This is a genomic window from Prevotella sp. C0026C3 (assembly GCF_056590795.1).
On sequence record NZ_JBWPWW010000005.1, the window covers coordinates 46,576 to 60,542 of the forward strand.

General features: G+C 47.2%; 10 protein-coding genes. 6 read left to right on the forward strand and 4 right to left on the reverse strand.

All coding sequences use genetic code 11. The annotated features are described in order from the left end of the window. Positions 1 to 6: 6 nt before the first annotated feature. From AC1EK4_RS04365 to AC1EK4_RS04380, 4 genes are read left to right on the forward strand one after another with little or no spacing between them, the layout of a single operon-like run. Positions 7 to 1,335, forward strand: coding sequence for an ABC transporter permease (locus tag AC1EK4_RS04365; protein WP_480357172.1), 1,329 nt, complete (start codon positions 7 to 9; stop codon positions 1,333 to 1,335). Continuing rightward, the gene (locus AC1EK4_RS04370) at positions 1,332 to 2,810 is read left to right on the forward strand and encodes a TolC family protein (RefSeq protein ID WP_480357173.1); all 1,479 of its coding nucleotides are present in this window, start codon (positions 1,332 to 1,334) and stop codon (positions 2,808 to 2,810) included. Before AC1EK4_RS04365 ends, AC1EK4_RS04370 begins: the two co-directional genes overlap by 4 nt. 19 nt (positions 2,811 to 2,829) lie before the next feature. Continuing rightward, on the forward strand, positions 2,830 to 4,137 hold the full coding sequence (locus AC1EK4_RS04375; protein WP_480357175.1) for a sigma-54-dependent transcriptional regulator: 1,308 nt from the start codon (positions 2,830 to 2,832) through the stop codon (positions 4,135 to 4,137). Continuing rightward, complete coding sequence (locus tag AC1EK4_RS04380; protein WP_036896578.1) at positions 4,134 to 5,261, forward strand: sensor histidine kinase; 1,128 nt, start codon at positions 4,134 to 4,136, stop codon at positions 5,259 to 5,261. The genes AC1EK4_RS04375 and AC1EK4_RS04380 overlap by 4 nt, the downstream gene beginning before the upstream one ends. Before the next feature lie 18 nt (positions 5,262 to 5,279). Here AC1EK4_RS04380 and AC1EK4_RS04385 read toward each other — a convergent pair whose 3' ends face one another. Next, positions 5,280 to 6,134, reverse strand: coding sequence for a glycoside hydrolase family 16 protein (locus AC1EK4_RS04385; RefSeq protein ID WP_480357176.1), 855 nt, complete (start codon positions 6,132 to 6,134; stop codon positions 5,280 to 5,282). Positions 6,135 to 6,282: 148 nt separating this feature from the next. Here AC1EK4_RS04385 and AC1EK4_RS04390 point away from each other — a divergent pair, with 148 nt between their 5' ends. Further along, positions 6,283 to 7,566, forward strand: a complete 1,284-nt coding sequence (locus AC1EK4_RS04390) for an O-acetylhomoserine aminocarboxypropyltransferase/cysteine synthase family protein (RefSeq protein WP_036896577.1) — start codon at positions 6,283 to 6,285, stop codon at positions 7,564 to 7,566. 737 nt (positions 7,567 to 8,303) lie between these two features. Here AC1EK4_RS04390 and AC1EK4_RS04395 read toward each other — a convergent pair. Further along, complete coding sequence (locus AC1EK4_RS04395; protein WP_036896595.1) at positions 8,304 to 10,073, reverse strand: MutS-related protein; 1,770 nt, start codon at positions 10,071 to 10,073, stop codon at positions 8,304 to 8,306. Between the two features lie 441 nt (positions 10,074 to 10,514). On the opposite strand from AC1EK4_RS04395, the gene AC1EK4_RS04400 reads away from it, so the two are divergent. Further along, positions 10,515 to 11,360, forward strand: a complete 846-nt coding sequence (locus tag AC1EK4_RS04400; RefSeq protein WP_036896594.1) for a glycine zipper family protein — start codon at positions 10,515 to 10,517, stop codon at positions 11,358 to 11,360. 199 nt (positions 11,361 to 11,559) lie between these two features. On the opposite strand, the gene AC1EK4_RS04405 is transcribed toward AC1EK4_RS04400, so the two are convergent. Together AC1EK4_RS04405 and gdhA are read right to left on the reverse strand one after the other, a co-directional pair. Beyond that, positions 11,560 to 12,105, reverse strand: a complete 546-nt coding sequence (locus AC1EK4_RS04405) for a septal ring lytic transglycosylase RlpA family protein (protein WP_062433538.1) — start codon at positions 12,103 to 12,105, stop codon at positions 11,560 to 11,562. Positions 12,106 to 12,329: 224 nt separating this feature from the next. Next, positions 12,330 to 13,667, reverse strand: a complete 1,338-nt coding sequence (gene gdhA, locus AC1EK4_RS04410; protein ID WP_480357156.1) for an NADP-specific glutamate dehydrogenase — start codon at positions 13,665 to 13,667, stop codon at positions 12,330 to 12,332. Positions 13,668 to 13,967 lie beyond the last annotated feature (300 nt).

A 13,967-nucleotide genomic window follows, 5' to 3' on the forward strand; every position in this document is an offset into this window, starting at 1 on the left:
AACCGTATGCTAAGAATTATCTTTAAAACCCTTTGGAATCAACGTAGTAAAAACAGTTGGCTGTTTATTGAACTGGCACTTGTGGCTTTCTTCCTTTTCTTTATTGTTTATTTTGGCTTATTGCAATGGCCAACGTTTCAATCGGACAAGGGCTATGACAGTCGCCATCTATATACCGTGGAGTTAAATAGGTACACCAATCAAGATGAAGGATGGAAAGAAACATGCGCTAATGACAGTGTATATGAGCAGGAGCTACGCCACGCTTTACAGCTCATTCAAAAGCATCAAGACGTGGAAGAATGCGTGATTGGCACGGGAGAATCGACTCCTTACGGAAATAATTTAACTGCAAGTCAATTCTTGGTACAAGGCGATACTGCTAGAAAAATACCTGCACGATTCTTCCATATCGTCCCTATGGCAGGTGGAGATCAACTCCATCTCTATCGGTTTCGCGATGCCTATACGGGTCGCCCCATCCATCTGTTAAAGCCGGGAGAGCATGGTATCACTTCGCCGCACACGGTCTATATTTCCAAATACATTGCTGAAACCTACTTCTCCGGACGCAATGCCATCGGCAAGAAGATACTATACAGCGATGATGCACATACAGCTTATACCATTGCTGGGGTATTCGACGACGTCAGCATGCAGACTATGCAAGTGAACGACGGTAACCTGCTGGTGTTCCGGAATCTCAACTTCGATATGAAAGACCAATGGGACAAGACTAATATTGCGTTGCGACTGCGTGAGGATACCGATGTGGAGACATTCAAACAATGGTTTCAAACCACTGTTGTCCCCAAATTACGCACCGGAAATATCTATTCCGTATCGCTCAAAAACGATATCGAACGACAGAAAGACCAGTTAGAAGTATACGGTTTGATGAGTGCTGTACGCATAGCCGGCATCTTTATGCTTTTCCTTTTGGCTTGTATATTCCTCGGAATATTAGGAACTTTCTGGTTAAGAACAGCCGACCGACGAGACGAAATAGGCGTACAAAAGGCGATGGGAGCCGACACTCGCAGCATCATGAAGCAATACTTACTGGAGTCTACCATGCTCACAACACTCGCATTCTGTCTTGCTTGGGTGGCAGCAATAAGCATCTTACAACCCATGGGAATGTTCCATATCAGTCCAAGACAAGAATCTTTGGCAGAATACTACTCGTATTTGATGTATCACCCCATCCGGTTGCTTTGTATAACAACGCTCATCACCTACGTCATCTTAGTACTTATCAGTACTTTAGCCACCTTGATTCCTGTGAGAAAAGCCGCGCGTGAATTACCATCAGAAGCCCTTCGAGAACTATGAGACGATTGTTTTTACTGCTCTTGACAACCATTTGCCAGTACGTTGCGGCCGCCGATACGCTGCAACTATCGCTCCCCGACGCCATCGCCATGGCTCGTCGGCAGAGCTTGGATGCTGCAGTGGCTCGCAATTCGTTGCTTGCTGCCTATTGGGAGTATCGTGCTTACCGAGCCGATATGCTTCCGGAGTTGTCATTGGTGGGCACTCTTCCGCAGTTCAACCAAAGCTATAGCGCCTATCAACAGGCCGACGGAACATATAAGTATGTGCGCAATGAGACCACATCGCTAGCGAGTGCACTCAACATTAAGCAGAATATATGGCTCACGGGCGGCCGGTTATCGCTCACATCATCGCTCGATTACATCCACGACACCAACAATCGGAACTTCATGTCGGTACCTTTGAGTCTCACATTTGAGCAACCTCTCTTCGGCGTAAACCATCATAAGTGGCACCGACGCATTGAACCGGTGAAGTATAACGAGGCAAAAGCCGCTTTCATCTCGGCCACCGAAGAGGTCACCATGAAGACTATCCAATATTTCTTTGACCTACTTTTGGCCAACGAAAACGTGAATATAACCCGCCAAAACAAGGAAAATGCACAGCGACTATACGATATTGCCCGCGAAAGAAGGCGTATGGGGCACGTCAGCGAGAGCGATGTCATGCAACTAAAACTATCCTTGCTCAAAGCCGAAGCGACATTGGCGCGAGCCGAAAGCAGCAAGAACAGTAGCCTGTTCAGGCTGCGTGCCTTCCTCGATATGCCCGATTCGGCCGATTTACAAGTAGTATCACCACCCCAACAAGTACTTACCGGCACACCCCAACTTGCTTATGTCGACGTCTTAGACAAGGCTTTAACTCGTAATTCATTCGTTCAAAGTATCCGAAGAAGCCAATTGGAAGCCGACTATGCGGTGGCGCAAGCACGCGGAAACCTACGAGATATATCGCTCAACGTGACGATGGGATGGAGCGGAATAGCCAACGACCGATTGCAAAATGCCTATCGCGACCTGCGCGATAATGCCATCGTGCGAGTAGGTGTGGCCATTCCGCTGTTGGATTGGGGGAAGCGTCGCGGTACATTACGCATGGCCGAAAGCAACCGAAAGGTCACCGAGAGCCGACTACGTCAGCAACAACAAGCCTTCAACCAGAACATATTCCTACTTGTAGAAAACTTCAACAACCAGCGACGACAGCTCTCTATCGCCGTCGAAGCCGACAGTATAGCCCGTCGGCGTTACCAAACGAGTATCGAAACATTTGTCATGGGCAAGATTAACACGCTTGATTTGAACGATGCACAAATCCGAAAAGACGAGGCACGACAACAATATATCAACGAGACTTACCTCTTTTGGCACTACTATTATCAACTTCGTAGCCTCACATTATGGGATTTCTCGACAAACAATAGCATTGATGCTGATTTTGAAGCAATAATTTGTGAGAAGCCATGAAAATATATAGCTTTGTGTTATGATACTGATAATTGACGACGACATCACCATACGTTCATCGCTTAATTTCATGCTGAAGCGAGCAGGAATGACGCCATTGGCCGTCAGCAACGCCACGGAAGCCATGGATATGATACGGAGTCAAGGGGCAAAACTGCAACTGATACTCATGGATATGAACTTCTCGCTCTCCACATCGGGCGACGAAGGCTTGACATTATTACGCCAAGTGAAGTTGTTTTTGCCTCATATCCCGATCATACTCATGACAGCTTGGGGCAGTATAGACCTTGCTGTGAAAGGTATGAGGGCCGGAGCGTTCGACTTTATCACCAAGCCTTGGAACAATGCCAGTCTATTACAGCGCATTGAGACGGCTCTACAAATGAACGACATACCACAAACGGAGGCACCAAACGACTTTCCTGAAATCATCGGAAAGAGTCGGGCGCTCAGAGAATGTCTTGATATGGTGGCGCGAGTGGCCAAAACTCAGGCATCCGTATTGATTACCGGAGAGAGCGGAACAGGTAAGGAACTCATTGCAGAAGCCATCCATCGCAATAGCAGTAGAACCAAGAAGCCCTTTGTCAAAGTCAATCTAGGCGGCATATCACAATCGCTTTTCGAGAGCGAAATGTTCGGTCACCGCAAGGGAGCGTTCACCGATGCACAGTCAGATCGCATCGGTCGATTCGAAATGGCAGACAAAGGAACCATCTTCCTCGACGAGATAGGCGACTTGGACATGGCTTCACAGGTGAAGCTATTGCGTGTATTGCAAGACCAAACTTTCGAACCATTGGGCGACAGTAGGCCTCGTAAGGTTGATATACGTGTAGTGTCGGCCACCAATGCCGACTTGCCAAGCCGCATCAACGAGCGTAGATTCCGCGAAGATTTGTTCTATCGTATCAACTTAATCACCATCCATCTACCCTCACTCAGCGAACGTCGCGAAGACATACCATTACTCGTGAACCATTTTGCAGCCCAAGTTCGTTCGGTAGACATTGCCCCAGAAGCAATGGATATGCTGTCTGAGCAAAATTATTCGGGTAACATCAGAGAACTGAAGAATCTTGTGGAGCGCACCATTATCATCAGTGACAAAGACTATCTCACCGCCAATGATTTCCAACTGGGGCTGAAACATGGCGACAGGATATTCTCTTCAGAATCCAACGGTACGCTGGCCGATGCCGAGCGTGCCCGTATCGAACAGGCTATGCAGCTATTTGGTGGTAACATTACGCGTGTGGCAGCCCACTTAGGCATCACTCGGCAAGCCTTATACCGCCGACTAGAAAAATACAACAAGGCATGATTTACGCAGCAACAGCTCTTCTCACGGCTCTCATCTTGGCAGGTCTTTATCATCGTTACGTCGTCAAACCACGACGAATCATTGAGAGTGGCATGGATTTACTGTCGGCTCAAGACTTCAATTCGCGTCTTCGACACGTGGGACAAAAGGATGCCGACCGCATCATAGACATCTTCAACCGCATGATGGAGCAGTTGAAAGAGAACCGATTGCGCGTCCGTGAGCAGAATCATTTCCTTGATTTGCTCATCGAGGCGTCTCCCATGGGCGTGGTACAGATGGACTTCGAGGGCCACACCACGTCGCTAAATCCTGCTGCCCGGCACTTCCTTGCCAACCAAGAACTAGTCCAACGCATCGCCACCTTGCAAGAAGGAGAGACCGTTACACTCCATTTGAGCGACAGTCATATCTACCGTTTAGCACGACTTTCGTTTATCGACCATGGTTTTCAGCATCCTTTCGTACTTATAGAATCGATGACCGATGAGGTGAGAAAGGCCGAGAACAAGGCTTATAAACAAGTTGTCCGTATGATTGCCCACGAGGTAAACAACACCGTGGCGGGCATTACGTCGAGTCTTGAGAGTATTTCAGAGGAATTAAAAGCCGATACCGACATCGCGGAATTGATGCGCGTGTGTATCGACCGTAGCTATGCCATGAGTCGATTCATCACACGTTTTGCCGATGTGGTGAAGATTCCAGAACCCACTTTACAGTCTATGGATGTATGCGAGCATCTAGATACTTGTCTCAGGTCGATGGAAACACTCTGCCAAGATATCACCATCCGTCGACAATATGAGCCGCTCATCCTCCAAGCCGACCCTATCTTGATGGAACAGTTGTTTGTAAACATCATCAAAAATGCGATAGAAAGCATAGATGGCAAGGGTACAATAACTCTTACAACCACTTCACACAGCATTGAAATCAGCGATGATGGCGACCCTATCACTGCTGAAACAGAGTCGCATCTCTTCACCCCGTTCTATTCATCGAAGCCCAACGGACAAGGCATCGGCCTTATCTTCGTACGCGAAGTGCTCACCCGTCATGGCTTCAGTTTTTCCTTGAAGACCGAAAGCAACGGCCTCACGGTCTTCAAGATTTGTTTTTAAACGAACCTAAAACTTGATTTAGAGTTTTGAAACTTTCACCCAGTCTATCCACATCTCACCGGGTAAATCGGCATCATCAATGTCACCGGGCCACGTTTCCTCACCCTTGAACTTGCCACCGAGTGAGAAATTCAAGATAATATCGAAGTCGTAATCGGCAAACGGATACTGTATATTCCCTTTCTCATCGGTAGTTTGTCGATTCTCATAGCGCCATGTCTCACATCCATCGAGATAGAATATGAGTGCTTTCTCGGTTCTCTCGACCGCATACACGTGGTCTTTCGTGATGTCGAGGTTGCGATTAGGCTGTGTATTGGTGGCTCCGGTGCGCCCCAAATGCTCTCGATTGTACGACGTATGCACCGTCTGATAGATTTCTCCGGGTGTGCTTTGTATCCATTCCATGATATCTATCTCGCCACTTTGAGGCCAGTTTTTACCCTTAATTGGCATCTGCCAAATGGCCGGGAAACCTCCCTTGACCTGATGAGTGAACCGCGCCTTCACTTCAACGCGTGTATTACATGGGAACCCTTTGATGGTTCTGATGCCTCCATTGCGGTAAATTCCGTCGCGTTTATCGGCTTTCAACTTCAGATAACCGCCCTCCACACGCACGTTTTCATAGTTCTGTGCATGCTCGAAGTAGCGTCCCCATACCGTATCTGAGTATTTACAGAGCATCCATACAGCCGGGTCGGGTCGCTTGGATACACCGTCGAAATTCTCCACAAATAATGTTTTATCACCCTTTTGTCCTTTCTCTTCAGGAACAATAGCGGCTTTAGTGCACGCTTGTAAGCTCATGGAACCCAGTAATAGAATTGAGGTTAGTGTCAATGTTTGGATAGATTGAATTATGGTTTTCATTGTTTTTGATTGATATAGATTGTGTCTACAAAAATAACATAAGTCTATCGGAATGCCAAACAAATCGGTAGTATTTAGTTGTGTGGCTCAAATTGTTTTGTAACTTTGCAACATACATCGATAGAGACTATTATAAATCATTTGTATTATGAAGAAAAATTTGAAGACATCTACCCTCTGCGTGCAAGCAGGATGGGAGCCCAAAAACGGTGAGCCACGCGTGTTGCCCATCGTACAGAGTACCACTTTCAAGTACGACAACACTGAAGAAATGGCTCAACTCTTCGATTTGAAGAAAGAAGGATATTTCTATAGCCGCCTACAAAACCCCACTAACGATGCCGTAGCCAAGAAGATTGCCACACTTGAGGGTGGTATCGGTGCTGTACTTACATCGAGCGGACAGGCGGCCAACTTCTTCGCCATCTTCAATATATGTGAGGCCGGCGATCACGTAGTGGCTTCCAACGAAATCTACGGTGGCACCTACAACCTCTTTGGAGTAACGCTGAAGAAACTCGGTATCGAATGTACGTTCGTCAATCAAGACGCTACCGAAGAGGAATTGAGTGCAGCTTTCCGCCCCAACACCAAACTCATGTTCGGTGAAACCATCTCTAATCCCGGCTGTAATGTGCTGGATATAGAGAAATTTGCACGTGTTGCGCATGCTCATGGCGTTCCTCTCGTAGTGGATAATACCTTTGCTACGCCCGTCAACTGCCGTCCGTTTGAATGGGGATGCGACATCGTCACCCACTCTACGACAAAGTATATGGACGGCCATGCCACCCAAGTGGGCGGTGTAGTAGTCGATAGTGGCAACTTCGATTGGGATGCCCATGCCGATAAATTCCCCGGACTGTGTACACCCGACGAGTCATATCACGGACTCACCTATACCAAAGCGTTCGGTAAGATGGGCTATATCACCAAACTAGTAGCACAGTTGATGCGCGACCTTGGGTCTATCCCCGGTCCTCAGAACTCGTTCTTGCTCAACCTAGGACTTGAAACGCTCCATCTACGTATGCCTCAACACTGTCGCAATGCGCAGCGTATAGCCGAATTCTTGTCTGCCGACAACCGTGTGGCATGGGTACATTACGCCGGATTACCCACCGACCCGAACCATGCCAAAGCCCAGAAATACCTGCCTAATGGTTCTTGTGGTGTTATGGCATTCGGTCTGAAAGGCGACCGTGAGACTGCTATTAAGTTCATGGACTCACTACAACTCATCGCCATCGTGACCCATGTGGCCGACGCCCGCACCTGTGTGCTCCACCCGGCTAGTCATACCCACCGTCAACTTTCCGACGAACAGCTGCGCGAGGCAGGCATCGCTCACGACCTCATCCGCCTCTCTGTGGGTATAGAAGATGCCGACGACTTGCTCGATGACATCAAGCAAGCGCTCGATAAGATTTAAGAATGAGTATATACAAGGGTGTGTCTGTTTGGGCACACCTTTTTTTATTAAGGACAGAAGCCCCACCTCAACCCTCCCCATAGAGGGGAGGGCGAAAGAAAAGAACCTTTCCCGTCCCACAATTAAAGGACTTATCAACTCAAAGACTTACAAACTAAAACCAAAACTCGTCTACTTATCCACTTAAAACCATCTCCCTCCCCTTTTGGGGAGAGTCAGAGTAAGGTTGCTGCAAGGGCTCAGCAGCTCTACTGCCAAGCCTATTCCGAAATGCTGAAAAGTCGAGGCAGCGATGCTGAGAAGCCGTTGCAACAGCCCCACCCCAGCCCTCCCCAAAAGGGGAGGGAGATGGTTTTAAGTGGATAAGTAGACGAGTTTTGGTTTTAGTTTGTAAGTTTTTGAGTTGATAAGTTTTTAAGTTATGGGACGGAGAAGGGCTATTTCTTTCGCCCTCCCCCTTTTGGGAACCATCGGTCATCGACCGAGTAGTCGCTTTCGGCTCAGTCGGTGCGACAGAAAACGAGGGAGATAATGGACGGGGTGGGGCTCCTGTAGGGACGCGGCATGCCGCGTCCGCGGTGGAATTTACAATCTCTTGATGCCATTCTTTTAGTATATATACGGTCTACGGACGCGACATGTCGCATCCCTACAACGTTCTATTGCGAAGGCTTATACAAAAAAGAGACGGTATACATACCATCTCTACCCAACCGGAATAAACGGTATTTCACCTTTTATTCCCCTTCCAATATACGGCGAAGCAGATAGGTAGCATTCTGATTACGCGCCACACCGGAGGTAATCTTATATGAATAAGTGACATGAGCACCCAATTCTATCTCGAAACAATAGTTATGGAATCGGTCGCTTTGCATCTTCGAGAGCTCCAAATCGTGGGTGGCTATGATGCCGGTAACGTCGAGATGACTGATTGCCTCTAAGAACATGCGCGACCCATTGAGCTTATCGAGCGAGTTGGTACCTTTCAATATCTCGTCGAGAATAATGAGTGTAGGATGACAATCGCGACAGTATTGCAGCAATTGTTGTAAGCGTAAGAGCTCGGCATTGAAGTAAGAGATGCCGTGGGCTAGGTCGTCGGTGGTGCGCATGCTGCTGAATAGGTGAAACACAGACACCCGATAACCATCAGCAAACACAGGAATACCGTTCATGGCCAAGATATAATTGATGCCCACCGCACGCAGGAAAGTACTCTTACCCGCCATGTTGGCACCAGTGATAATATAATAATGGTGGTCTACGATGCAGAAATCGTTGCGCACGGCCTTAGCTCCAAGGAATGGATGGAACAGCCCTTGCGCCTCATATACCAGCTCTTTGGTATCGTCCAACACCTCTGCCGGACAGGCTTCGGGATGGTTATAGCTGAACGTAGCCATTGATATGCGGGCATCCATACGGCTTACCGTATCCATCCACTCGCCCATTTCATCGGCATAATCACGCTGCCACAAGGCAAAACGGCGCAAGAGGAAGAAGTCGCTCCACACCAGTCCATCGGCAAAGAAAAGCCCTAGAATGTTACCGCGACGGTCGAGTCCGCCCAATATCTGCTCCAGTTGGGCAAACGAGTCGATAGCTTCGCGTAGCATCTTACTGTCAGCTGTGTTCAACGAAGTGGCAAAAGATTCGTCTACGATGTGCCTTACCACTTTAATATAAGTACCCATCTGCTCGTGCAACCGGTCTACCACGCTCCCTACTCGCTTCAATGTGCCGGACGTAAAGAGGAACACAAGGCCGAATTGCAAGATGACCCACCATATCGGAAGATTCCAACTTGCCATACCAAACGAGGCTGCGCCGAAAGCACACAAGCAGCCGACGATGGCCAAAAACGCCAAGATACGCACCCCGTTACTCTGTGCAAAACTCGGAATACGGGTCTCGCGCATCAACGACACCACCCGCATCACCTCGTTGGTATCCAATCGTCGCTGCTGTCCGAGGGCTATAAATTCAGCTCGCCAAGCATCCTTGACGGCCAACTCAGCGATGGCTTCCGCTCCTTTCTCATCATATTCCAATTGCGATAACTGCCGAGCCAGTCGATCACTACCGCCCGATGTAACCGTACGATTCATGCGCTGGAACAACGACTCCGGCCCAAAGACGTCTAAATCGAACGTGTATTCATGACGAGCATCGACATAACGACGGCCATCATCGAATGCCGTAAAGTCGCCGTCAAGAGAAGCCTGCTCGTGCAAAAACACTTGTTGTAAATCAGTCTTACGCTGCAACAAGTCGGAATTTCGACCATCTATACGCCTCACGAGGGCATAAGCCAACAGCGACAGAGCCGAACCGACCAATAAAGGCCAGCCCCACGACACCACCGTATATAAAACAATGAAAGCCACAAACAGCACAAAGAATGCTATTTGGGCTATCACTAATGTATTTCCTTTTCTTTTAAGTTGCGCTATTTCGAGTGCCAATGATTCGGCATGGCTGCTATAATATGCTTTTAAATCCATTCGGTCGTATATGATTTACAAGTGCAAATATGCGAAAAATATTCAAGAACACAGCCTTTTAAAAGAATTTTTCCGCAATCATCACATCTTTTAGCGATCATGGAGAAGCTACTGTCTACAGAAAATGCTATCATAAACATAGAAGAATCAGGAACATTACCACTGAGTAAATAGCAACGTCTATCCCGAAATATCGACTCGCATGGAATACTCGCTCACCAAGATGGGTGAATTGCTCATGCCAAATAACTACACACTGATAGCTAGGGCGAAAACCAACTTCGCCCTAGTAATAACCTACTGATGCAAATTCTAATATATATAGTGGTAGAACTGGGGAAATAGGATTTTTCCTATCACATTGTAGGGAAACAATCTTGAAGAGCGGGGAAAAATACCGTATCTTTGCGACAGAAACAAGATTAAAAAGCAAAATTCGTCATGAAGAGATTTACGATATTAGCAATGAGCACCGTTATAATGGCAAGTAGCTGTGACACCTATACAGGAACCGGCGCTTATACCGGCGCCACATTGGGATCGATACTGGGTTCTGCCGTTGGTGGAATAAGCGATGGACCACGCGGTTCGGACTTAGGAACCATCGTAGGAATGGTGGGTGGTGCCGTGATAGGAGGCGCTATCGGCAACGCGGCCGACCAACGTGCACAAGAACGTGTCTATTCTGACGCTCCAGTGCGCCACGACCGCTACGAGCGAGTGCGCGATAAGATACGCAACCGCGACTATCAAGGCACTGACGATTATCCATATTCCGACACATCGGACAACAGTGGATTTGATCAAACCAACAGTGGTGACGACAGAATCTATGACTTCGACGGTACGGATTATACAGGAAACTACAGCGCTCAACAACCTACTACCAACATGCCACTATCTTCTAGCGTAGAAGAATTGGCCAATGGATATAAGTACAGTCCCACGATAGAGATTAGTAATGCCCGATTTGTAGATGCCAATCAAGACAATAAGATTAGTCGAGGTGAAATTTGCAAAGTCATCTTTGAGGTTTACAACCGTGGTAAAGAAACTATATCAGACGTTCAACCGATGGTGGTGGAGGCCGACGGAAACCGACATCTCTACGTTTCGCCTAGCATCCATATCGAGAAAATACTCCCCGGAAAGGGCATAAGATATACAGCCGTAGTGAAAGCTGATAACAAGTTGAAAGCAGGAACGGCCAAAATCTGTATCTCGGTGGTACAGGGTAACAAAGCTATCTCAAAAGTAAGCGAATTTAATATTCCCACACAGAAATAATGATAGCTTTGTCTTAAAAACATTGGAAAGAGTACATAAGCGTACAATTCCATATATTTGTCGACAGATACTCAGCTGATTCTTACTAAAGAGTCACAGCCATAACGGTGAAGGCGGGGTTTCTGTCGACATTTTTATTGCTAGTTCCAACTCTTTAAAGGCTGTTTGATGGCACAAAAAAAGAGTAGAGTTTTTTGCTCTACTCTAAGAATTTATTGAATATATTCTTCCAACTATTAGTCTTGGGAGCTTGCTTAGAGGGAGCATATTGCACCTTCTGCTTACGCCGTACAGGTTTGACAGCCTTAGCTTTCTGGGGAAGTTTCTTGGCTTCTTGGGCAGCATCTTCAACCCAATCGCTCACAAAACTAGAGCCACTTTCAGCAACTCCGAAATCTAAACTCGGCATATACACCTCTTCATCGGGCTTGTAAGGAATAGCAGGAGCCTCAGCATACACTTCAACAACAACGCCGGTCACTCCTTGGGCAAGCATTCCCAGCTCTTTGGCTGCTGCCCATGATAGGTCAATAACACGGCCGCGACCATATGGGCCACGATCGGTAACTCGTACAATGACCGTTTTGTCGTTGCTAAGGTTTCTCACCTTCAGCAACGTACCGAACGGATAAGTACGGTGAGCACACGTAAGGCTATCATGATGTAGCCTCTCTCCACTACTCGTACGGGTTCCTGTAGCCTTCTTGGAGTAGTAGGATGCCTTCCCGGTTTGCTGTGCAAACATCGTGGTAAAGGCACATAACCATATTAAAAGGATTACGCTTCTTCGATATTCCACTCGTTATATATTAAGTTATTAAAAGGAGTTAGCAGGAGTTAAGGCTATCTTCGACAGCCTCGGAGTTAAAAGCCATTTGTTTTTTTTGCCTCATCTATAGACATTTGACCTAACTCCCAATGAGCAACGCGAGCCTAACTCTCATTAACTCCTACTAACACCACATGCTATCACACAACACCTTGCGCCATCATAGCTTTGGCTACTTTCATGAATCCAGCAATGTTAGCTCCTTTCACGTAATTCATATAGCCGTCGGCCTGCTTACCATAGAGCGTACACTGGTCGTGTATAGAGTGCATGATACGATGTAATTGTGCATCTACTTCTTCTTCCGGCCATGATAGGCGCATACTATTTTGCGTCATTTCAAGTCCCGATGTGGCCACACCACCGGCGTTTACGGCCTTTCCGGGAGCAAATAGTTGTCGCGCTTGGATAAACTTTTCCACCGCCTCGGCAGTGCATCCCATATTCGATACCTCTGCCACACAGAGCGGTTTATGAGCTAATATGCGGTCGGCATCTTCTCCATTAAGTTCATTTTGGGTAGCGCATGGCAGATAAATATCGGCTTTTTGCTCCCAAGGTTTGCGTCCTTCGAAGAACCGACCACTCTCAAATTCATCGGCATAGGGCTGACATACGTCGTTGCCACAGGCTCTTAGCTCAAGCATATAAGCTATCTTCTCGTCGCAAATACCGTCCGGATCATAGATATATCCATCCGGTCCGCTAATCGTTATGACCTTTGCACCGAGTTGAGTAGCCTTCTTAGCAGCTCCCCAAGCCACGTTTCCAAAACCCGAAATAGCCACAGTCTTGCCCTTGATGTCTATATCGTGGATCTGCAACATTTGATTGACGAAGTATAAAGCACCAAATCCAGTTGCCTCAGGACGAATACGCGAGCCGCCCCACTCAACGCCTTTACCGGTCAACACACCTTCCCAACGATGCGTCAGCTTCTTATATGTGCCGAAGAGATAGCCTATCTCGCGGGCTCCAACACCTATATCGCCGGCGGGAACATCCTCGTCCGGGCCGATATAATGATAGAGTTCTTGCATGAAAGATTGGCAGAATCGCATCACTTCGGCATCACTCTTACCACGTATGGAGAAGTCACTTCCGCCTTTACCGCCACCCATTGGCAACGTGGTGAGCGCATTCTTGAATGTCTGTTCAAACCCTAAGAACTTCAAAATCGACAGGTTTACCGACGGATGGAAGCGCAGTCCACCCTTATAAGGACCTATGGCACTGTTGAATTGCACGCGGTAGCCCAAGTTCACATGAACCTCTCCACGGTCGTCAACCCATGGTACACGAAACGTAATGATGCGCTCCGGCTCCACCAAACGTTCCATAATCTTCATGCGATCAAACTCCGGATGCTTGTTATACACGTCTTCAATAGACATAAGGACTTCACTTACTGCTTGCAAATACTCCTTTTCACCCGGATGCCTTCGCTCCAAATCATTCAAGATTTTACTTACTTCCATAACTAGTATCGATTAAAAGGGCAGGCGAACCAACACCCTTGGTTATGTTGCAAATATAGAGTTTTTATACATAAGTGCCAAATCACAATGTCAAAAAAGATTTAAAACAATAATAAAGTTTATGGCAATATATCCTATTTTTTTCTGTTTGCTCTTAGTGGATTTTTTATTCTGCTGTGTTATAATAACAAAACTTATAAGAAAAACGCCTATGAGAATATGACCAGAGAAACAATCTATGCACGCCATGCAATAAGGGCGATGCACCAATATGCCATTAAAGACTTTATTAATTCTAAC